This is a genomic window from Kordia aestuariivivens (assembly GCF_014397005.1).
GTDB lineage: Bacteria > Bacteroidota > Bacteroidia > Flavobacteriales > Flavobacteriaceae > Kordia > Kordia aestuariivivens.
This window is the reverse complement of record NZ_JACGWS010000010.1, coordinates 149,989-169,349: the sequence shown is the minus strand read 5'-3', so window position 1 is coordinate 169,349 and position 19,361 is coordinate 149,989. Positions and strand designations below refer to the sequence as shown.

15 protein-coding genes are annotated in these 19,361 nt (G+C 34.2%); 8 read left to right on the top strand and 7 right to left on the bottom strand.

All coding sequences use genetic code 11. From position 1 onward, the window contains the following. The first annotated feature begins 71 nt into the window (after positions 1 to 71). Together H2O64_RS16445 and H2O64_RS16440 are read left to right on the top strand one after the other, a co-directional pair. Positions 72 to 422, top strand: coding sequence for a ribose-5-phosphate isomerase (locus H2O64_RS16445; RefSeq protein ID WP_187563304.1), 351 nt, complete (start codon positions 72 to 74; stop codon positions 420 to 422). A 109-nt stretch (positions 423 to 531) separates the two neighbouring features. Next, positions 532 to 1,167, top strand: coding sequence for a hypothetical protein (locus H2O64_RS16440; RefSeq protein WP_187563303.1), 636 nt, complete (start codon positions 532 to 534; stop codon positions 1,165 to 1,167). Positions 1,168 to 1,229: 62 nt separating this feature from the next. Here the strand turns inward: H2O64_RS16440 and H2O64_RS16435 are convergent, their stop codons facing one another. Next, the gene (locus H2O64_RS16435) at positions 1,230 to 1,961 is read right to left on the bottom strand and encodes a hypothetical protein (protein ID WP_187563302.1); all 732 of its coding nucleotides are present in this window, start codon (positions 1,959 to 1,961) and stop codon (positions 1,230 to 1,232) included. Positions 1,962 to 2,421: 460 nt separating this feature from the next. On the opposite strand from H2O64_RS16435, the gene H2O64_RS16430 reads away from it, so the two are divergent. From H2O64_RS16430 to H2O64_RS16415, 4 genes are all read left to right on the top strand, one after another. After that, positions 2,422 to 3,153, top strand: a complete 732-nt coding sequence (locus tag H2O64_RS16430) for a helix-turn-helix domain-containing protein (protein ID WP_187563301.1) — start codon at positions 2,422 to 2,424, stop codon at positions 3,151 to 3,153. Positions 3,154 to 3,355: 202 nt separating this feature from the next. Continuing rightward, positions 3,356 to 4,045, top strand: a complete 690-nt coding sequence (locus H2O64_RS16425; protein WP_187563300.1) for a hypothetical protein — start codon at positions 3,356 to 3,358, stop codon at positions 4,043 to 4,045. Between the two features lie 257 nt (positions 4,046 to 4,302). Further along, positions 4,303 to 6,408, top strand: a complete 2,106-nt coding sequence (recG, locus tag H2O64_RS16420) for an ATP-dependent DNA helicase RecG (protein ID WP_187563299.1) — start codon at positions 4,303 to 4,305, stop codon at positions 6,406 to 6,408. 217 nt (positions 6,409 to 6,625) lie between these two features. Then, complete coding sequence (locus H2O64_RS16415) at positions 6,626 to 6,997, top strand: VOC family protein (RefSeq protein WP_187563298.1); 372 nt, start codon at positions 6,626 to 6,628, stop codon at positions 6,995 to 6,997. A gap of 222 nt (positions 6,998 to 7,219) precedes the next feature. Here the strand turns inward: H2O64_RS16415 and H2O64_RS16410 are convergent, their stop codons facing one another. The 6 genes from H2O64_RS16410 to H2O64_RS16375 all read right to left on the bottom strand — a co-directional run bounded on the left by H2O64_RS16410 (position 7,220) and on the right by H2O64_RS16375 (position 16,116). Beyond that, positions 7,220 to 7,597 carry a DUF2200 domain-containing protein gene (locus tag H2O64_RS16410; protein ID WP_187563297.1) on the bottom strand — a complete coding sequence of 126 codons (378 nt, stop codon included), beginning with the start codon at positions 7,595 to 7,597 and terminating at the stop codon, positions 7,220 to 7,222. Positions 7,598 to 7,759: 162 nt separating this feature from the next. Then, positions 7,760 to 8,272, bottom strand: a complete 513-nt coding sequence (locus H2O64_RS16405) for a hypothetical protein (RefSeq protein WP_187563296.1) — start codon at positions 8,270 to 8,272, stop codon at positions 7,760 to 7,762. A 356-nt stretch (positions 8,273 to 8,628) separates the two neighbouring features. Continuing rightward, positions 8,629 to 9,738, bottom strand: a complete 1,110-nt coding sequence (locus H2O64_RS16400; protein WP_187563295.1) for a DUF2911 domain-containing protein — start codon at positions 9,736 to 9,738, stop codon at positions 8,629 to 8,631. A gap of 519 nt (positions 9,739 to 10,257) precedes the next feature. Continuing rightward, on the bottom strand, positions 10,258 to 10,644 hold the full coding sequence (locus tag H2O64_RS16395) for a DUF4174 domain-containing protein (protein WP_235982901.1): 387 nt from the start codon (positions 10,642 to 10,644) through the stop codon (positions 10,258 to 10,260). Between the two features lie 540 nt (positions 10,645 to 11,184). After that, entirely contained in the window at positions 11,185 to 14,544 is a 3,360-nt protein-coding gene (locus tag H2O64_RS23970) for an endonuclease (protein WP_215907184.1), read from the bottom strand. Between the two features lie 327 nt (positions 14,545 to 14,871). After that, positions 14,872 to 16,116: a TlpA family protein disulfide reductase gene (locus H2O64_RS16375; RefSeq protein ID WP_187563293.1), complete on the bottom strand. Its 1,245-nt coding sequence runs from the start codon at positions 16,114 to 16,116 to the stop codon at positions 14,872 to 14,874. Between the two features lie 126 nt (positions 16,117 to 16,242). Here H2O64_RS16375 and H2O64_RS16370 point away from each other — a divergent pair, with 126 nt between their 5' ends. Beyond that, positions 16,243 to 16,614 carry a DUF2200 domain-containing protein gene (locus H2O64_RS16370; protein ID WP_187563292.1) on the top strand — a complete coding sequence of 124 codons (372 nt, stop codon included), beginning with the start codon at positions 16,243 to 16,245 and terminating at the stop codon, positions 16,612 to 16,614. 177 nt (positions 16,615 to 16,791) lie between these two features. After that, on the top strand, positions 16,792 to 19,221 hold the full coding sequence (gene pheT / locus H2O64_RS16365; protein ID WP_187563291.1) for a phenylalanine--tRNA ligase subunit beta: 2,430 nt from the start codon (positions 16,792 to 16,794) through the stop codon (positions 19,219 to 19,221). The last annotated feature ends 140 nt before the right edge of the window (positions 19,222 to 19,361 follow it).

Sequence of the window (19,361 nt, the reverse complement as noted above, 5' to 3'; positions counted from 1 at the left end):
GGACGATTCAATTTATTTTAACTAGATTTAAACCTCAATACTAAAATCTCAATACTCAATACTAAAAAAAAATGCCCAGAACAGAATACCGCGTATACGTCATAGAACTCTCCAAGCGTGTGTTTACAGAAAATACAAAGTTTCGTTTGGCGAATCCGCAATTTAATGGCGTACTAGAATGTTTGTATGTTGGCATGACGAGTAAAACACCGAAAGAACGTTTTCTGCAACACAAAACGGGCTATCGAAACCAGAAAGGTCACAAATTATCTTCTAACATTGTACAAAAATATGGATTGTATTTACGTCCAAGTTTGTACAATCATATTGATCCATTCCCTACGCGATTACAAGCTTTGAAGATGGAAAAAATATTAGCCTTAGAATTGCGTCGAAAGCGCTATGCCGTTTGGTTTAATTGAGTTTTCGGCTTCTTGGATTGTTAGGCATATTTAGATATTAGAATCATCATAGGAAACAATGTATTTATGGTATCTTTGCAATAATTCTTATCGAGTATATCAAACACTTATGAAGAAAACAATTCACATTTTACTCATATTATTTCTATTGAATAGCTGTTCAAATGAACCAAAGAAAGAAGCTTCAAAAGAAACGAAAGTTGTTACAAAAGATGTTTCAAAAATAGATTATCCGCTAGATAGTTTATTGTCGTTTGATTCGGAAGCAGCACTTAAAAAGGTTTATGGCAAACATGTAAAAAGATCCGTTGGTTATTATCCTGAAGGAATGGGCGAATATAAAAACACTTTGTTATTTCCTGATTCAAAAAATCAAGTTGAATTTGTATGGGAAGATGACTCGCTGCACTACAACAAACTTCAATACATACGATTATCTGGTAAAAACACTGATTGGAAAACGAAAGAAGGCATTACCATTGGCACACAAATGAAAGCACTTGAATTTTACAACAAGCAACCATTTGCCTTTTTTGGCTTGGAATGGGATTATTCAGGCGCTATTAATTGGAAAGATGGCTATCTTAATGAACGAAACATTTTTGGAAGTTTGGCGTATCCTAAGGATGAAATACCAGAAGAGTTTTTAGATTTACTCGGCGATCATACTATTGAAAGTTCGTCAGAAATTGCTAAAAAAGCAAAACTAATTCTTTCTGAAATTATAATGAAACCATCTAATTAAAATAAACAGACTCACCATTTAAAATTATAAAAGTGAGCCTGTTAGTTATATCATTTTATGTATTAATCGTGTTGTTCTGATTTTGGACACATATTACCTGGCCAATGCGATGCACCAGTAATATCTGTAAAATTAGTACCATCAAGATTATATATTTTTAGATTTAAAGAACTATCATCATTACATTCAAAAATGTAAATGATTTGACCTTTGTATGGTGAGTTCTCTTTTATCTGATTATAATTATTAACTTTTTCGCCATTCGGTCCGCAATGACCAAGTAGTCCCAAAATTGATTTTTTATAATAAGGAGTACCAGACCCTTGACGCCACATTCCCATAGCTTCCCAACAAATAACCGTAGAAAATTTACCTTTTCCATCTTTCAATAACGTATCTACATTAAACGTTTCAGGGCTTGGAACTGCGCCACCATTGAAAATATCGAAGCTTATATTTTGATCTTTATTGATATTATTTGCATAAAAACTTATGGTATGCAACGGATTTGATGTTCCGTCATGCCCATTTCCAACATCTTCTGTAATAATTCTACTAACAGGGCAATAGTCTTTAAGTAATTTTGGTAGTGCTACTCCTAAATTTGCTGCTTGTTTTAAGCCAAGTCCGCCAAGCCAATTTATAGGAATCGTAATACTATTATCAGCATTAATTTTAGTATAAGTGCCTTGATTATTAAACTTAATGTTTGCATTAAAAGGAAGAGTTTGAGGTGATGGCTTAGTTCCACCATCACAGGCGTGTCTTACTACGACAATAGCTGATTTACTCATAGAGATTGTTTTAGGGTTTATTAAATTAGTTGATTTTGTGATGAATATAAGTAAAATCGCTATGGTTCGTTATATATTTTAGATAAACATGCACCTTTCCCAAACTTATTGTACAACTACAAGTGCTAAAATATGTCAGAAATACAGCTGCACGTCTGTGAGTAGGTTATAAATACGTAGGAAATAGAATTGTACCACAAATCACTTTGCATAGCTATCATCTTTATGTTACTTTTATAGGAAGTAAAACAAATTCTGAATGAAAATTCTATGTATACATACGCTAATCGCGAATTAAATCAGCGTTTTTTAACAACAACGAAATATTATTAAATCACTTATTATCAATTAATTAAAAAAAAAGTCGGGCAAAAGTCGTGTTGATGTCGGGCAAAATCCCATGAAAATTCGTGGACAGTTTTAAAGTTAGCAAGTAATATTGCTCAAAAGTTTTAAAGAAATGATTCAACAACCAGCATTAGGTAAAAAAATTGCAGATCAACGAAGAGCAAAAGGATTCACACAAGAAGAATTGGTCGAGAAATGCAATATAAACGTGCGTACACTTCAGCGAATTGAAGCTGGAGAAGTTACGCCAAGAATTTCTACTATAAAGTTGATTTTTGAAGCATTGGAAATTGAATTTGAAAATGCTGTTGCATTAAATTCTTCGGAAGATACAATCGCAAAAAAACCTCAAAATCATTTCTTGGAACTGTTAAATTTTAAAACAAATCCTATGAAAAAATTATTGATTTTACTGATTCCAATTTTATCCATCATTGCTATGTTTGTTGTCATGGCAACCCAAAAAACAACTTTTGACGATACGAAAGTAAAAAGATCAGATGTATCAGAAGCAAGTGGCCTTTTTATCAAATACTACAATTCTGGACAAATAGATTCTATCGGAATCTTATTCTTAGAAAACGCCAGTTTTATGCCATCTAACCACAGAGAATTACGCGGCAGAAACGAAATTGTCGATTATTATCACGGTGTATATAATAGTGGATTCCGCTTGAACGTAGACAAACCAACTTTTATTATTATTTCTGATTCCATTGCAATTGAAAAAGGAATTTGGGAAGGAAATAATAATGGTACATTTTCAGGAAACTACTTAACGCAATGGCGTTTGAAAGATGGAAATTGGTTTATGGAGAATACAATGAACCATAAGGAGTATTAGTATTGTTTGATACGTCATCGAGCGATAGCGAAGCAATCTTTCAATAAAAACAATCGCACTTATTACCATACAGAAATAATTGTTATTTTAGGCGCTTGTTAAGATCGTTTTGTTTTTGTTTACGCAGATTCTCCTACCAAAATCCCTAAACGCGAAACAGTAACTATTGCAGAAATTTGACTTCAACCTAAAACAGCATCAAATGAAAAGAATTCTTTTTTTAATAACAATCACAATAATTGGTGTATTAACTGCTTGTGAAAGCACTCCAAAATCAAACGATAGCACAACAACTCCTGAGACTAAAAATACCACGATACTAGAAGAGAAAGTCACAGACACAACAAGTGCTACAACTGATACAGAAGAAACCGTTCAAGAAGACACAGATGCTAATAAAAGTACTTCCATAGAATCAGACATTCAGTTTATACGTGATAAATATGCAATTATTACAAACGCTACCAATTATAAAACCATTCCTTTTGAAGCACAATGTGACGAAAGATCGTCGGTAAAATTAGAACGTAAATACAATGAAAAAGGAGAACTTAGCTATTTACAATACCGTGTTTGTGGAGATCACGGTTGTGCTACCAAACATCATTATTATTGGGATGGACAGTTGATTTTTATTTTTCACAAAAATGATTACACGCCTGGTACCAGTCATATTATTGAAGAATACCGTACGTATTTTAAAAATGGTCAAATGATTCGTTGTTTAGAAAAAAAAGCGCACTACTATGAAGGACAACTTCCGATGACTGAATTACTGAAAAATGCTAAAAATGAAGAAGTTGAATGTAATTCAGATAAACTAACAGCAGAGTTAACAAAAATGGAAACCATAAGCGTTAAGGATGCAAAAGCGTATTTCTGTCAAGACTAATCGATATAGACGATTTAAACGTTGGACTTGCTTAGATGATAAAAATATTCAATTCAAAGCCCAAAGGTCAGCTCGAGTTATTTTCGACAGAAAATAGTATCGAGAACATATTAACTAATCATTCGTTTCAAAGTAGTTCTCGATACAAATTTGTTTCACAAATTCACTCGGAGTGACGTTTTGAATTATTTAATTTTTTAATCTTTCAATTCTTCAATCATTTAATTTTTCAATCAAAAAAACTTACTTTTGAATTGATGAATCAAAATGTATTACAAACTCCCATAGATTACCTGAAAGGCGTTGGTCCAAACCGTGCCGATTTGCTTCGTAAAGAGCTTGGAATACACACTTATCAAGATTTCATCAATCTGTTCCCGAATCGATATATTGATAAAACGCGCTATTACAAAATTGCGGAGTTACAACGCAATTCGTCTGAAGTGCAAGTCGTAGGGAAAATTACGCACATCAAAATGGTGCAACAACAACGCGGAAAACGTTTAGTTGCCACTTTTGTAGACGATACAGGTCAAATGGAATTGATATGGTTTCGTGGTCACAAATGGATTAAAGACAGCTTAAAGCTGAATACGCCGTATGTGATTTTTGGCAAAACGAATTGGTACAACGGTACATTTTCCTTACCACATCCAGAAATGGAATTGCTTACAGAACACGAGCAAAGCTTGCGAACTGCCATGCAACCTGTATATCCATCGACGGAAAAACTCAGCAACAAAGGCATTACCAACAGAGTCATCAACAAATTGATGCAGCAATTATTTATAGAATCGCGCACACAATTTTATGAAACCTTGCCACCTGCTATCTTGGAAGAACTCAAACTAATTTCAAAAAGTGAAGCTTTATTCAATATTCACTTTCCAAAAAGTCAAGGATTATTGGCAAAAGCGCAATATCGCTTGAAGTTTGAAGAACTTTTTTACATTCAAATACAACTCATCACCAAAAACCTCATCCATAAAAGTAAAATTAAAGGATTTCCGTTTGATCAAGTTGGCGAAAAATTTAACGATTTCTATGCGAATCATTTGCCGTTCGACTTAACAAATGCACAAAAACGTGTGATTAAGGAAATCAGAAACGATTTAGGCAGCAATGCACAAATGAATCGATTGTTGCAAGGTGATGTTGGTTCTGGAAAAACGATTGTCGCGCTCATGGCAATGCTACTCGCCATTGACAACGATTTTCAAGCTTGTATCATGGCGCCAACGGAAATCTTAGCGATTCAGCATTACAATGGCATTATGGAATTGGTGAAACCATTAGGATTAAACGTAAAACTCTTAACAGGTTCGGTAAAAACCAAAGATCGCCGCGTGATTCACGAAATGTTAGAAGACGGTTCATTGCATATTCTCATTGGAACGCACGCTGTTTTAGAAGATAAAGTAAAATTCAAAAATCTCGGATTGGCAATAATAGATGAGCAACATCGTTTTGGTGTCGCGCAACGTGCAAAACTTTGGCATAAAAACACATATCCACCACATATTTTGGTCATGACCGCCACGCCGATTCCGAGAACGCTTGCCATGAGTTTGTATGGCGATTTGGATGTTTCTGTGATTGATGAATTGCCACCAGGCAGAAAAACGATTAAAACGGTGCATCGCTATGATAGCAATCGGTTGAAAGTGTTCAAGTTTATTCGAGATGAAATCAAAAAAGGAAGACAAATTTATATTGTATATCCGTTAATTCAAGAATCTGAACAGTTGGATTACAAGGATTTAATGGACGGTTACGAAAGTATTTCCAGAGAGTTTCCAATGCCAGAATATCAAATTTCGATTGTCCATGGAAAGATGAAACCCGCAGATAAAGATTTTGAAATGAATCGTTTTATCAAAGGTGAAACCCAAATTATGGTGGCAACTACGGTGATTGAAGTTGGTGTGAATGTTCCGAATGCTTCCGTGATGATTGTGGAAAGTGCCGAACGATTTGGTTTGTCACAACTGCATCAATTGCGCGGTCGTGTAGGTCGTGGTGCAGAACAGAGCTTTTGTATTTTAATGACGAGTCACAAACTAAGTGCCGACGGAAAAACACGGTTAGAAACGATGGTTCGCACGAGTGATGGTTTTGAAATTGCAGAAGTCGATTTAAAACTTCGCGGACCTGGAAATATTATGGGAACGCAACAAAGTGGTGTTTTGAACCTTAAAATTGCAGATATCGTAAAGGATAATGATATTCTAAAAACAGCGCGGTATTATGCAATGCAAATTTTAAAATCCGATCCAAGTTTAACATTGGAGGAACACAAAGCCGTTCGGTATACGTTTGCGCAATTGGTGAAACATAAGAATATTTGGAATTATATTAGTTAGACTTGTTCCCGCGTAAGCGGGACCCTCTTGGACCGCTTCGCTCTTAGACTCGCTTCGCTTTTGGATCGCTGACGCAATTATGAATTATTTTGTAGGGCATTGAGCTGAGTCGAAATGTCGCTCTTATTATAAATGTTTCCAAATGTCATATCGAGCGCAGTCGAGATACTTCACTAAAATTATGTAACTTTAGTCAAATTATTTATAAAAATATATTATGAAATTAGGTGCATTTTCGGTGAGTCTTTCGGTAAAAGATATTCACGTTTCAAAAGCTTTTTATGAGAATTTAGGTTTTTCAGTTTTTCATGGAGAGATTAATCATAATTTTTTAATCATGAAAAATGGTGATACGATTATTGGATTATTTCAAGGCATGTTTGAAGGTAATCTGCTAACGTTTAATCCAGGTTGGGATCAAGATGCACAAAATTTAGAGTCGTTTACTGATGTAAGAGATATTCAGAAAGAACTGAAAAGTAAAAACATTGAATTTTCCACAGAAGCCGATGAAACCACAAAAGGTCCTGCAAGTTTTGTAATTACTGATCCTGATGGAAATGTGATTTTGGTAGATCAGCATGTTTAGTTTGGACTCGCTGCGCTCTTGATTTTTGGTATCGCTTACACTCTTGGAAACGCTTTGCTTTTGGATCGCTGACGCTCTTGGTATGTTAGACTCGCTTTGTTCTTGATAAGAAATGACTTGTTAATACCTATTTTTAGTATGGTTAACGTTTTGGTTAAACTGCGCTTTACAATTAGTGGAGTCAAAGTGTGAATACAATTTAGGTTTTGTTAGCACTAGTTTCTACTTTTTTTCCTCACGCAAAATTTTCTCCATTTTACGACCTCTTGCCAATTCATCAATCAGCTTTTCCATACGTCTACATTGTTTATACAATTCAAATTCATCGGCTATTTCTTCAATTCGATACCCACAAACGACTCCTTTAATCATGTGTGCGTTGCGATGTATTTTTGCTTTTTGAAAAAATGTTCCAAAGGTTACTTTTTCATCAATAAGTGCTTGTAAAGCATCTTGATCAAAACCAGTAAACCATTTAATTACTTGATTGAGTTCTTCTTTTGTTCTTCCATTTTTCTCTAATCTATTCAGGTAAAGTGGATAAATGGATGCAAATATCATATTGGCAACCTTTTCGTTTTTTTCGGCTGTAACTTTCATTTTCATTTGATTTTGAATTGTTTGGTGCCAACGTATTCGCATATGGTTTCGTTGCGTTGGCTAGAACTAAGTTAATAAAATTGAACAAACCAGAGGAAAATCCGTGAGGTTTTCCGAGTAAGTACAAAGCTAGCAATTGGTTGTAAACGTTGTTGCCCACTGTTATTTTTTAGATTCTACATTCGATTCTAAATAAATTTCTTTACCAACTTTATAACTCACAATACCTATTAATTCCAAATCAGTGAGTTCATCACAACAAATTCCATATTTTTCTTTTTCAGAATAAATTTCAGAATAAGCTTTGCTTAATTCAAGCGCAATGTCTCTTTTGGTAAACCCATTTTTATTATATATTTCGTAGCCAATCCTTTTTTCTATTGGGAAATCAATAATAAGAATGGCACTTATACTATCAGTTACTTTATTATCAACTTTATATAATTTTTCTAATTGAGGATTTAATATATTAATTCCACCGACACCACCTTTTTCACGAAGATATCTTTTTCCATTTTTTCCTTCTATTTGAAATGGAATTGCAGATATTATCATTCCTCCAAACATAGCATCTGTCTTTACTATATCAAAACTCTTTTCTAATATTTTCTTCTTTTTGCAACTAACAAAGGCTAGAACCGAAAAAATTGCTAGTGATGCGAAAAGTTTCTTCATAAATTGTAGTTAACGTATGTATAACAGGAATTCTTATTATTTCTAATACAACCAAACCTATTTTATTTTCTAGAATTAGTTATTTTTTAAAGTTATAAGAATCAAAATCGTCTAAAGGGTTTTTACAATTTTCTATGCCTGTATGGTAACTGACGTTCTTGAAATATTAGTATTGCTTTGCTTTGCCGAAGTAATTTGTTTGTTAAAGAAGTAGATTGTCACGAATTTCTTCTAAATTTTCACAATGACAAAAATTATAACGAAATAAAAAAAGCATCTATTTCGCAATAGACACTTTTCTTATATGATGAATGACGTTGAAATTCTCATTCATGCAGCAATTTCTCTTTTATATTTTAGTTGATATCCTCTCCTTTTTTTAGTTTATCCAAGTTTGCTTGCACATTTGCTTTGCTTTGAGGATTAGGCGCATTTTTTAACGCTTTTTCTAAGTGTTTTATTGCATTTTTAAAATCTCCTTTTGCAGAATATCCTCTTCCTAATCCGTAATGCACTGGCCAAGTTCCTTTGTGTTTATCCGCATTAAATTTGAATATTTCCATTGCTTTGTCTGTCATACCTTGTGCAATTAATTGACGTCCATATTGATGAATTTCAAGTACGGTAGCAATTGGCATTACTTCGTCCATTGCAGCAATAGCAGCGTTTCTTTTACCTTGTTTCATCAAAATAGCTGCTTTAATTTGTGTATTATTAAAAGTTTGCTTGCTGTAAAATTGTCCAGCAATTGCATTATTAATCCAAGTTAAAGCTTCTTCCAAATCGCCACCATTGTTGAGTGCAAACCCTGCGGCTTGTTCCCAAGTTTGACGACTAAACCCTGGTTGGTCTTGCATTTTTTTACGAATGTCTGTTAATACAATATTCGTTACATCAAAACCAATGGTGATAGGAATTTCTTTCTTTTCCCATTGCAATGCTAAGGTTGTACTATTTGGCTTGACCTCAATAAAATCGAAGGTCAATAATTCTTTATTTGGAATTTCTCTAGAAATTACGTCTACGCGTAATGCGTCTTCCGATGGCTCATAAAAATAACTTCCCCAAGAGGTGCTATTGTTAGAAAGTATGATTGTTACGCTTCCGTCTTGTTTGACTTCAGCATGCAATCCGTACGTTCCAGCTTTGATTGCTTTTCCTTCTACTGTTGCATCATCTGAAAAAGTAATGATTGTATTTTCATCGGCTCCTGCACGCCAAGGCGATTCTTTAGCCGTTCCAAATCCGAGATTGTTCATTCCATAAGGAACAAGTTTTCCCCATATTTCTCGTCCGCGAACACTTGGTCTTGAATAGGTAACGCTAACTTCTGAGATTCCAACCGTTTGAGAAACCGTCGATTTTTGGCTTCCTCGTGGTGTATTGATTTGCGCAAAAGCTGACGAACTTATCAAAAAGAACATTAAAACAGCCACGCTAGTGAAGTGTGTAATTTTTAATTTCATAAAATTAGGTATTAGTTAGTAAGGTTTATTCCAACAAGGTAAGTTTTAAAGAGCTTGAACTTGTTATAGCTTTGTTAATGTTGAAGTTAACTATGTTAATTAACATTTGTAAGGTGAAATGAAATAGGAGAATATTATTAACGAGAATTCAATATAATTTCTATAGAATAAAAATTTCATTACTTCTTGAAAATTATAGAGTTAAGTATTTAATTTTCAGTTTTTCATTTTCGTTTTCTTTGCTTGCACAAAGAATACTGAATCAAGTTCAGCACAGGCGTCAACAAAAGAAAGTGCACTTTTCCAGAGGTGTTTTTAGCTGAAAAAGCTAAAACCGCATACATTTTTCTAAATTTTAGTTCACACTTTTCTATTTTATTAAATAGGAGTTCATGAATCTTCGATTTCTCCAAGGCTTCAAAAATTTTTAACGAAAAATGCCTGCTACACTGCGGAAAAGAACGTGTTGTGTAAAATAGTTACGTCGAACTAAGGTTAGTACGTTTTTCAGTTTTTGACTCAATTCTTTCGCAATTCATTTCTTCGCATTGGCATTGAGTCTACAATTTTGAAAAGATCAATTTTTGTCAACACTTCTGTTTGTTGAAGTTTGATGCCGCTATCTAATCCAATTAGAAATACTTCAAAATCTTCTTTTGGATTTAAACTATTTTTCAGCTTTTCAGATATTTTTCCAGAAGTATTTAGTGCAGAATTTTTATAATTGATCAACCTAAAATCGTCTCTTGTGATCACATACACTACAAATCGTCTGTCTATCATTTCTTCGGATGCATCTCTGAATTCTTTGAGTTGTTGTTGCTGTTTTTTTGAAGCGATATCAGTTGCTTTTATAATAATGATTCTGTTTTCCCATTGATGCTTTTTCAAATCTTGTGCGTTCATGTTCATGATTGAAAAACAACTGATTAATAGCAGTATTAATTGATTTTTTATTGTTTTAAACATTTGTATTATTTTAATCTACAATCTTGATAATTGAATAACTTTATTTTAATTAAAAGCTACAACTTCGAACTAAAATGATGATAAATAGTATTATTGAAATAGAAAGTATTAATCCACCTCTTGCATTATATTTATAGTAATTTTCATTGCATTCTGCAATTTTGTCTTTGTAATATTCAACGTGTAAAGGTTTATCCCTTTTCAATTCTTCAGCTAGTCTTTCTCGAAACTCAGATTCGTAAGTTTTGTTCTGTTTGGATTTTTTTCATTGATATAACCTGAAAGAATACCCATTATCAAAATTATGAAAGCAAAAAGTAACATGATATTTTATTAGTAAATGTGTAATTATTTTTATCAATTTGTAATACTTCATTGTAAGATACAAAACAATTTTTGAAATTTAAGAAATCATTCTAACACAAAAAAAGCCCTGCAAATTGCAAGGCTTTCGTATTGTGAATGTATGTTGATGAATTATTGTTTGATGAATTTCTTCGTCAAGATTTCATCACCGTCGTTGATTTGTAAAATGTAGATTCCTGCTTTTAGGTTTCCAACATCAATTGTTTTGTTTGCTAAGGTTCCAACTTTTACAACTTGACCTAGTAACGAATGAATTTGATATTCAGCAGTTACATCCGCGTAGATTCTCACTTCTAATTGATTTTTAACAGGATTTGGGTAAATCGTAAAGTCTTCTGCTAAAATTTCGTTTTCATTCAATCCATATAAGAATTCTGTTTTAGCAGTATCTTTCGTAGAAACAATTGCTTGTCTAGCTGATCCACCACTTGTAATTCCTTTGATACTTACTTGATCTATGTAAATATGATCGCCATTTGCAGAAGCATCTGCTTGGAATCTAAAGCTTGCGTCACTTACAAAGTTATATGAAGTTTTGTCTAAGGTTACAATAGATGTATAGAAACCATTATTCTCAAAATCGGTACCTCTCGCATATGCTTTTACAGTATTCCATCCAGAACCATCATTGTAACGCAACCAGAAATCTTCTCCGCTTTCCATACTGTATGAATAGAAATGGAACTCTACTTCTACTGTATCATACGGAGAAACATCTACATTATTTAATGTCATAGAAGATGCTGTTCCAGAGTTGTCACGAATACGCATGGAATAATTTCCTTCGTACGATCTGCTTCCTGAATATCGGTAGCAATCGCCGCCGCCATCAACCCAACCGTCTAAGCCAGATTCGAAGAAACCTTCATGTAAAACTGTAGTTCCTGCTACAACGGCTCCATTTAATGTTCCTAAATCCGAGAAGTTGTTTACATCGTATGTATCCCATTCGGTAATTGTATAGGTAGTATTTGGATTGGTAACATTTCTACGTAAGGTTACATCACTTCCAAAAGTAGTGGTAGAATTAAATGTACCTATAATGTCAATTAACACATCATTTTTAAATAATCCCACAGCATCATTTCCGTTAAAAGAGATGATTGAATTTGTAGTTAATACATCTGCTTTGGAAGTAATTCCATTATCGGCAGAACTATGACCAATTACATATACACTTCCATCCGTTAAGTTTCCTGTTAAAGCATATCCTGAAGACCAACTTCCTGCTCCATTTGTTTGCTTTTTAATTGTATATGCAGCTAAATCAACTGTGTTTCCTGAAGTATTTGCTATTTCTAATGATTTATTAAATGAGGTTCCTTCAACGTATTCAGAGAAGAATAATACATCAGGATTTCCAACAACAGGCGCCAATGTAGTTGCGTTTACTGCTGTACTATTTGCTGACACATTTCCTGCGGCATCTTTAGCTTTCACTGAAAATGTATATAAAGTTTCAGGAGAAAGTCCTGTAACTTGATATGAAGTTGAAGCAATTGTTGTAATCAATGTTGTTGAATTATATACTTCATAACTTGCAACTGCGACATTATCTGTAGCGGCTGTCCAGTTTAAATCAATAGTCGTTTGTGTTTCATTTGATGCTACTACATTCGCTGGAATTGATGGTGCCGTTAAATCAACTGTAGTTACATTTGTTCCAGTACTTGAAGCAGATGTATTTCCAGCAGCATCTTTTGCTCTTACTGTAAATGTATAAGTTGTAGCTACTGAAAGTCCCGTAACATTGTATGTTGTATTTGCTGTACTTCCTTGTAATGTTCCGTTTCTATATACTTCATAAGCAGTTACGCCAATATTGTCTGAAGCTGCATTCCAGTTTAATGTTGTTCCAGTTTCTGTAGTATTTGAAGCTACAATATTTGTTGGAATTGATGATGCTTCCGTATCTGGTGTAGTTCCGCCATTTAGTGTATGAGTTCCTAAATCAGAGAATGTATTCGTTGCATATATATCCCACTCTGAAGTTGTATACGTTGTATTTGGATTGGTAATATCCGCTTTTCTACGTAAGGTTACATCTTGGGCAAAATTTGCACTAGAACCAAAAGTTCCAATCACATCAACCAATACATCATTTTTAAATAATCCTACGGCGTCATTTCCATTAAACGAAATAGCTGAATTTGTAGTTGTCGCCGTTGCTTGCGAAGTAACTCCTGTATCTGCCGAACTATGTGCTAATACATATACGCTTCCATTTCCTAAAGTTCCAGTCAAAGCATACCCTGTAGACCAACTTCCGGCTCCATTGGTTTGCTTTTTAATTGTATAATTAGCTAAGCTGATAGAGTTTCCTGTAAAATTAGCAACCTCCAAAGCTTTGTTATAAGACGATCCTTCTACATATTCAGAGAAGAATAATTCAGTTGTTGCTCCGCCAATTGTTGTTGTGATGGTTACTCCCAAACTAGCACTCGACGTATTTCCTGCTGCATCTTTAGCAGCTACTGTAAATGTATAACTTGTGTTTCCTGTAAGTCCTGATGCATTGTATGTTGTATTTGGAGTGTTCCCAATTAATACGCCATTTTGAAATACTTCATAAGATGTTACAGCAGTATTATCTGAAGAAGCTGCCCAATTTAAAGTCGTGGCAGAAGTTGTTGTGTTTGATGCTACCAGACTTTGTGGAATTGTTGGAGCTTCCATATCATTACCTAAATTAAATTTATCTTCAGCCTGTGGCCCGCCCCAAATTTGAGTTGCGAATGCTGGATTGTCTACAAATGGATTTCTGTTTCCTTGAATTCCTACTAATACAACATTTCGCTGTTCTTCAAAAGCATTCACAGGATCTTCAACATTCCATTGCAAAAATAAATCAATCATATTTACATCTGAAGCCATTGGATTTCCAACACCAACGTTACTTGGCAAACAACGACTTCCATAACGTAAGTACATATACATCATCATACGTGCTACATCTCCTTTCCATTCATCACCTGGGTAAAAATCTCCTTGAGGATTTATAACTGAATTTCCACTTCCTGCGCCAAATTTTCTATTATTTCGACTTGAATTCATTTGAGAATCACATGGTCGTAAACTATGTGCATCGGATCCAGGACCAGAAGTTCCAAGATCTGGATTTGCTAATGATTTTGGGTATACGTGTTCTCTATTCCAGTCGCCTACACTTCCTCCATGTTGGAATTTATCGCGTGATCTATCAGTTTTAAAAACACCATCAGTGTCATCCGATCCATAAATCAATAATACTTTTGAGTTGTCAGTAGGATCTAAATCTGATTGTTCTAAAGCATTCCATACACCAGGTGTGTATGATAAGAAAGTGGTGTGCGTTGAAATGATTTTGGTTGCCAATTCATCTTTTAAATCTGTTCCCGATTGTGATAAGTTTACATCATTGTAATACGAAGGAATTTGCGCATACGCAGTAATACTTACGGCTAAAAATAGCCAGAGTAAAAGTTTTTTCATGTGAATTATTTAGGTTAAGGTTAATTAGTTTAAAACTACACACAAAGCACTTTATACAGTAAAACGAAGTCAACTTTTTAGAGCTGTACTAAAAAAGCGCCTTCATTCCTTTCGGAATCAAGACGCTTTATATTATTTAGCAGCTTTTACGCTGAATATCATTGTCTACTTTAAAAGTATTTCTTTGCATAGTTTCATTTTTCTACACCTTAAAAATAGGTAGAAAAAAAAGAATACTCATATTTTATATTAATAAATTGTTTGTTTTTTATTTTAAAATCATTTATACGTTTATCCCTTACAAATCAAACATGTAAACCTTACTTTTTATTCATTTTGAAGCTCCAAAACGAAGTTTTCAAAATCTTTTTTGAACGCAATATATTTGTCGCCCGTTGCAGGTCCATTAAATCCTGTATGAATGCGTCGGACTTTTCCTTTTTTATCTATAAAAATTGTCGTCGGATAGGATAATACATGATTCAACATAGGCAATTTTTCTTGTGCTTTTTTCTTGTCAGAAGTTCCAAATTGTGCCAATACGATTGGATACGGAATATTGAGTCGTTTTTGTAAGCGTTCGATGTTTGCGAATGCTTTTTCTTTTGTTTTTGTGTATTCAAATGCAAGGCCAATAAATTTTACATCCGGATTGCTTTTTGCATAGCTTGAATAGTATTTGGATTCGTCCAAACAGTTTGGACACCAAGTTCCCATAATTTGAACGATTCGTACTTTTCCTTCTAATTCTTTATCCGTAAGCGAAATCATCATATTGTTTGCATCTGGAAAGGAAAAATTAAAAGCATCATAGCCTTCTTTGATATACGTTAAACTTTTTGCATCTGGCAATTCGAAGGTTTCATTACGTTTTGCCGTGAATGGTTCTTTCCAGTGATTTCCCGATTGAAATTCTCCTGTCATGGTACTATCCGTAACTGTTGCCGTAAATAGAAACGCGTGTGCGCCATCAAACGCAGATAATTGTAATTGATCGCCGTTCAATGTTCCTTCTAAAAAACGGTAATCGCCCGTAGTTGTTCGGAATGTTCCTGTAACTGTATTTCCGTTTTGCTTGAAGATTCCTTTCGCAATGTATCGATCAGCTTCTGCATCTGGACTAAAGACAGTTTCCCAATTTCCTGTAATTGTCGCTTTTGCATCGCCTTTTATGTTTGAAAACCGTTTTGTTTCGCCAAAAGTCGCGGTAAACGGAACATATCTATCTAAAGAAACTTTAATGAATTGTCCTGAAAATGTAGTTGCATCTGTAAATTTTCCTTTCAAAACACCTTCATACACGTCCATCTTAATCGTGATGGAATCGTCTTTAATGGTAATATCATCTACGGAAATACGTTCTTCCGCATTGTGAATTTCAATACCGTTCGCCGTTGTGGAAAAGATAAATGGCAATTCTTTGTTGTCTTGCAGAGTTAGTGCAACACGCCAAGAACCATCTTTTAAACTATAACTTTCTTTTCCTTGTGTTGAACTTGATTCAGTATTTTTTTCTTTCCCTCCGCAGGAAATGAGCAGTATTCCCAAGAATAGTATATATATTTTTTGCATGTAATTTATTTTGTGATGTCCTTATTAAACGTTAGTTCGCACAATCGTTCACAAATTACAATAAAATGTGTGATGATTTTGTTTTGAGATAGAATTTGGTTAGTTTTAATAAGCAAATCATTCCAAATGAAAGTTACCGAAGCACATAATAAACGCGTTGCAGAAATGAAGTTTTTTTCAGTGTATCCGCATTACGTAACCAAAGTTGAAAAGAAAGGAAGAACCATAGCGGAATTACATGAAGTAATTAATTGGCTCACCGGATTTGACGATGAAAAAATACAAGAACTAATCGATCGTAAAGTTACTTTTGAAACCTTTTTTAATGAAGCAACTTTACATCCAAACGCACATTTGATCAAAGGTGTCATTTGTGGCTACAGAATTGAAGAAATTCATAATGAACTCACACGAAAAGCACGCTATTTGGATAAATTGATTGAAGAACTCGCAAGAGGAAGAAAAATGGAGAAAATTTTAAGAAAAGAGAAATCTTAAATTATTCACAATATCGTTTCAAATATTCCTCTACCAAGTTTTTGTCTAAAATCTATCAGCGAAGCGGTCTAGATTCTTGATTCTTAACACAAGAATATTTAATACATCTTTGATGCTTTGTTGTTTGTCAACTTACCGCATTATCTTATCTTTGTCGATTATTGAATACTAATAAGAATGAAAATATCATATAATTGGGTAAAGCAATTTATTCAACTCGACTGGGATGCTAAAAAAACTGGAGAACTACTAACCGATTTAGGTTTAGAGGTTGAAGGTATAGAAAAATACGAATCTGTTCAAGGTGGCTTGGAAGGCATTGTTGTAGGACATGTATTAACATGTGTACAACATCCAAATGCAGATCGCTTAAAAGTTACTACTGTAGATTTAGGTTCGGGTGAACCTGTACAAATTGTATGTGGTGCAACAAATGTGGCTGCCGGACAAAAAGTGCCTGTGGCAACTGTTGGAACTACGCTATACGATGCAGAAGGAAAAGGATTTAAAATCAAGAAAGGGAAAATCCGTGGAGAAGAATCACTCGGAATGATTTGTGCCGAAGATGAACTTGGTTTAGGCGAAAGTCATGACGGAATTCTAGTTTTAGACGAAGCACTTGTTCCTGGAACAGTTGCAAGCGAAGTTTTTGATATTGAAAATGATGCAGTGTTCGAAATTGGTTTAACGCCAAACAGAGCAGACGCCATGAGTCATTACGGAGTTGCCAGAGATTTAAAAGCTGGATTGTCACAACAAGATATTAAAATAGAATTAATTACACCTTCTACAAGTAGTTTTAGAGTCGATAATCGTACGCTAAAAGTTGATGTAGAAGTTGAAGATAAAACTTTAGCGCCGCGTTATTGTGGTGTTACCATTTCTGGAATACAAGTAAAACCTTCACCTGAATGGCTACAACATCGTTTGAAAGCGATTGGTTTGACTCCAAAAAATAATGTAGTCGATGTAACAAATTATGTGTTGCACGAATTAGGACAACCGTTACACGCATTTGACGCGAATTATATTTCTGGAAATAAAATCATTGTTAAAACCTTAAAAACAGGTACAAAGTTTACAACGTTAGACGAAATCGAACGCGAATTACATGAAGATGATTTGATGATTTGCGATGCTGAAAAACCTTTGTGTATTGCAGGTGTTTTTGGAGGTTTAAAATCTGGCGTGACCGAACAAACAACGAATATTTTCTTAGAAAGTGCTTATTTCAATCCAGTTTCGGTACGTAAAACTGCCAAACGTCACGCGTTGAATACAGATGCTTCTTTCCGTTTTGAGCGTGGAATTGATCCAAATACTACGGAATATGCACTAAAAAGAGCTGCCTTGTTGATTCAAGAATTGGCTGGTGGAGAAATTACAAGTGATGTGACCGACAGTTATCCAACAAAAATTGAAGATTTTCAAGTACGTGTTTCTTTCGAAAACATTACAAAACTGATTGGAGAAGAATTGCCAAGAGAAACCATTAAGAATATTTTATCTTCTTTAGAGATTAAAATTAATTCGGTTACTGATGGTGGATTAGGATTAACAATTCCTGCATTCAGAGTTGATGTACAACGTGAAGCTGATGTTATTGAAGAAATTTTACGTGTATACGGTTATAACAATATCAAGTTTGATGAGAAATGGCATACGTCGATTTCAAATACATCACGCTACGAAGATTATAAATTGCAAGATGTTGTGGGTACGCAATTGGTTTCACAAGGTTTTTATGAAATCATGTCAAATTCATTGACAACCGCTACTTATGTAGAACTTTCTGAGCAATTGAAAGCTGAACATAATATTACGATGTTGAATCCGTTGAGTAACGATTTATCTGTCATGCGTCAATCGTTATTATTTTCAGGATTGGAAGCTATTTCATATAATATCAACAGAAGACAAAGTGATTTAAAGTTTTTTGAATTTGGAAAAACGTATCACGGTTATGATGATACACGTGAAGAACATAAACATTTGTCATTGTTAATCACCGGAAATACGACTGCTGAAACTTGGCGAGAAGGCAAAGCTAGATCTAGCGATTTTTTCTACGCAAAAGGAATTGTAACGGCTGTTTTGGCTCGTTTAGGACTGAATTCATTGAAAGTATCGCCGATTAAGAATGATTTGTTTTCGGAAGGATTGCTATTAAGTTTAGGAAAAACAAAACTGGTAGAGTTCGGAATTGTGAAACGAAATGTTTTGAAAGCATTCGATATTAAACAGGAAGTAATGTATGCCGATTTCAATTGGGATAACGTGATTGAAGTTGCTAAAAACAGAAAAATCAAGTTTAAAGAAATTCCAAAATTCCCGAAAGTTCGTAGAGATTTTGCATTGTTGATTGATGAGGCTACTACGTTTGCTGAAATTGATACTATTGCCAAGCAAAGCGAACGCAGTTTGTTGAAAGAAGTGAACTTGTTTGATGTGTACCAAGGAGACAATCTGCCGAAAGGCAAAAAAAGTTATGCCGTGAGTTTTACACTTCAAGATGAGCACAAAACTTTGACTGACAAACAGATTGATAAAATTATGAATAAATTACAGCAGAGTTTTGAAAAACAACTCGGTGCTGAATTGAGATAATTTTTTAATGTAGCAATGTTTTAATGTAACAATGTAGCAGTTTGAAAATATAAGAAAACGCTTTTTACGCTTGTAGAAAGCGTTTTTTTGGTTTTGAAACTTTTTTATTTTCATTTTTTCTTGTTTTCGACTGCGTTCAA

What these genes read in the sequence shown, in the direction of transcription:
- H2O64_RS16400 (WP_187563295.1), bottom strand. Translation starts at nt 9,738, where the DNA reads ATGAAATTAAAAATTACACACTTCACTAGCGTGGCTGTTTTAATGTTC.
- recG (WP_187563299.1), top strand. Translation starts at nt 4,303, where the DNA reads ATGAATCAAAATGTATTACAAACTCCCATAGATTACCTGAAAGGCGTT.
- H2O64_RS16435 (WP_187563302.1), bottom strand. Translation starts at nt 1,961, where the DNA reads ATGAGTAAATCAGCTATTGTCGTAGTAAGACACGCCTGTGATGGTGGA.
- H2O64_RS23970 (WP_215907184.1), bottom strand. Translation starts at nt 14,544, where the DNA reads ATGAAAAAACTTTTACTCTGGCTATTTTTAGCCGTAAGTATTACTGCG.
- H2O64_RS16410 (WP_187563297.1), bottom strand. Translation starts at nt 7,597, where the DNA reads ATGAAAGTTACAGCCGAAAAAAACGAAAAGGTTGCCAATATGATATTT.
- H2O64_RS16425 (WP_187563300.1), top strand. Translation starts at nt 3,356, where the DNA reads ATGAAAAGAATTCTTTTTTTAATAACAATCACAATAATTGGTGTATTA.
- H2O64_RS16395 (WP_235982901.1), bottom strand. Translation starts at nt 10,644, where the DNA reads ATGAACGCACAAGATTTGAAAAAGCATCAATGGGAAAACAGAATCATT.
- H2O64_RS16370 (WP_187563292.1), top strand. Translation starts at nt 16,243, where the DNA reads ATGAAAGTTACCGAAGCACATAATAAACGCGTTGCAGAAATGAAGTTT.
- pheT (WP_187563291.1), top strand. Translation starts at nt 16,792, where the DNA reads ATGAAAATATCATATAATTGGGTAAAGCAATTTATTCAACTCGACTGG.
- H2O64_RS16375 (WP_187563293.1), bottom strand. Translation starts at nt 16,116, where the DNA reads ATGCAAAAAATATATATACTATTCTTGGGAATACTGCTCATTTCCTGC.
- H2O64_RS16430 (WP_187563301.1), top strand. Translation starts at nt 2,422, where the DNA reads ATGATTCAACAACCAGCATTAGGTAAAAAAATTGCAGATCAACGAAGA.
- H2O64_RS16440 (WP_187563303.1), top strand. Translation starts at nt 532, where the DNA reads ATGAAGAAAACAATTCACATTTTACTCATATTATTTCTATTGAATAGC.
- H2O64_RS16415 (WP_187563298.1), top strand. Translation starts at nt 6,626, where the DNA reads ATGAAATTAGGTGCATTTTCGGTGAGTCTTTCGGTAAAAGATATTCAC.
- H2O64_RS16405 (WP_187563296.1), bottom strand. Translation starts at nt 8,272, where the DNA reads ATGAAGAAACTTTTCGCATCACTAGCAATTTTTTCGGTTCTAGCCTTT.
- H2O64_RS16445 (WP_187563304.1), top strand. Translation starts at nt 72, where the DNA reads ATGCCCAGAACAGAATACCGCGTATACGTCATAGAACTCTCCAAGCGT.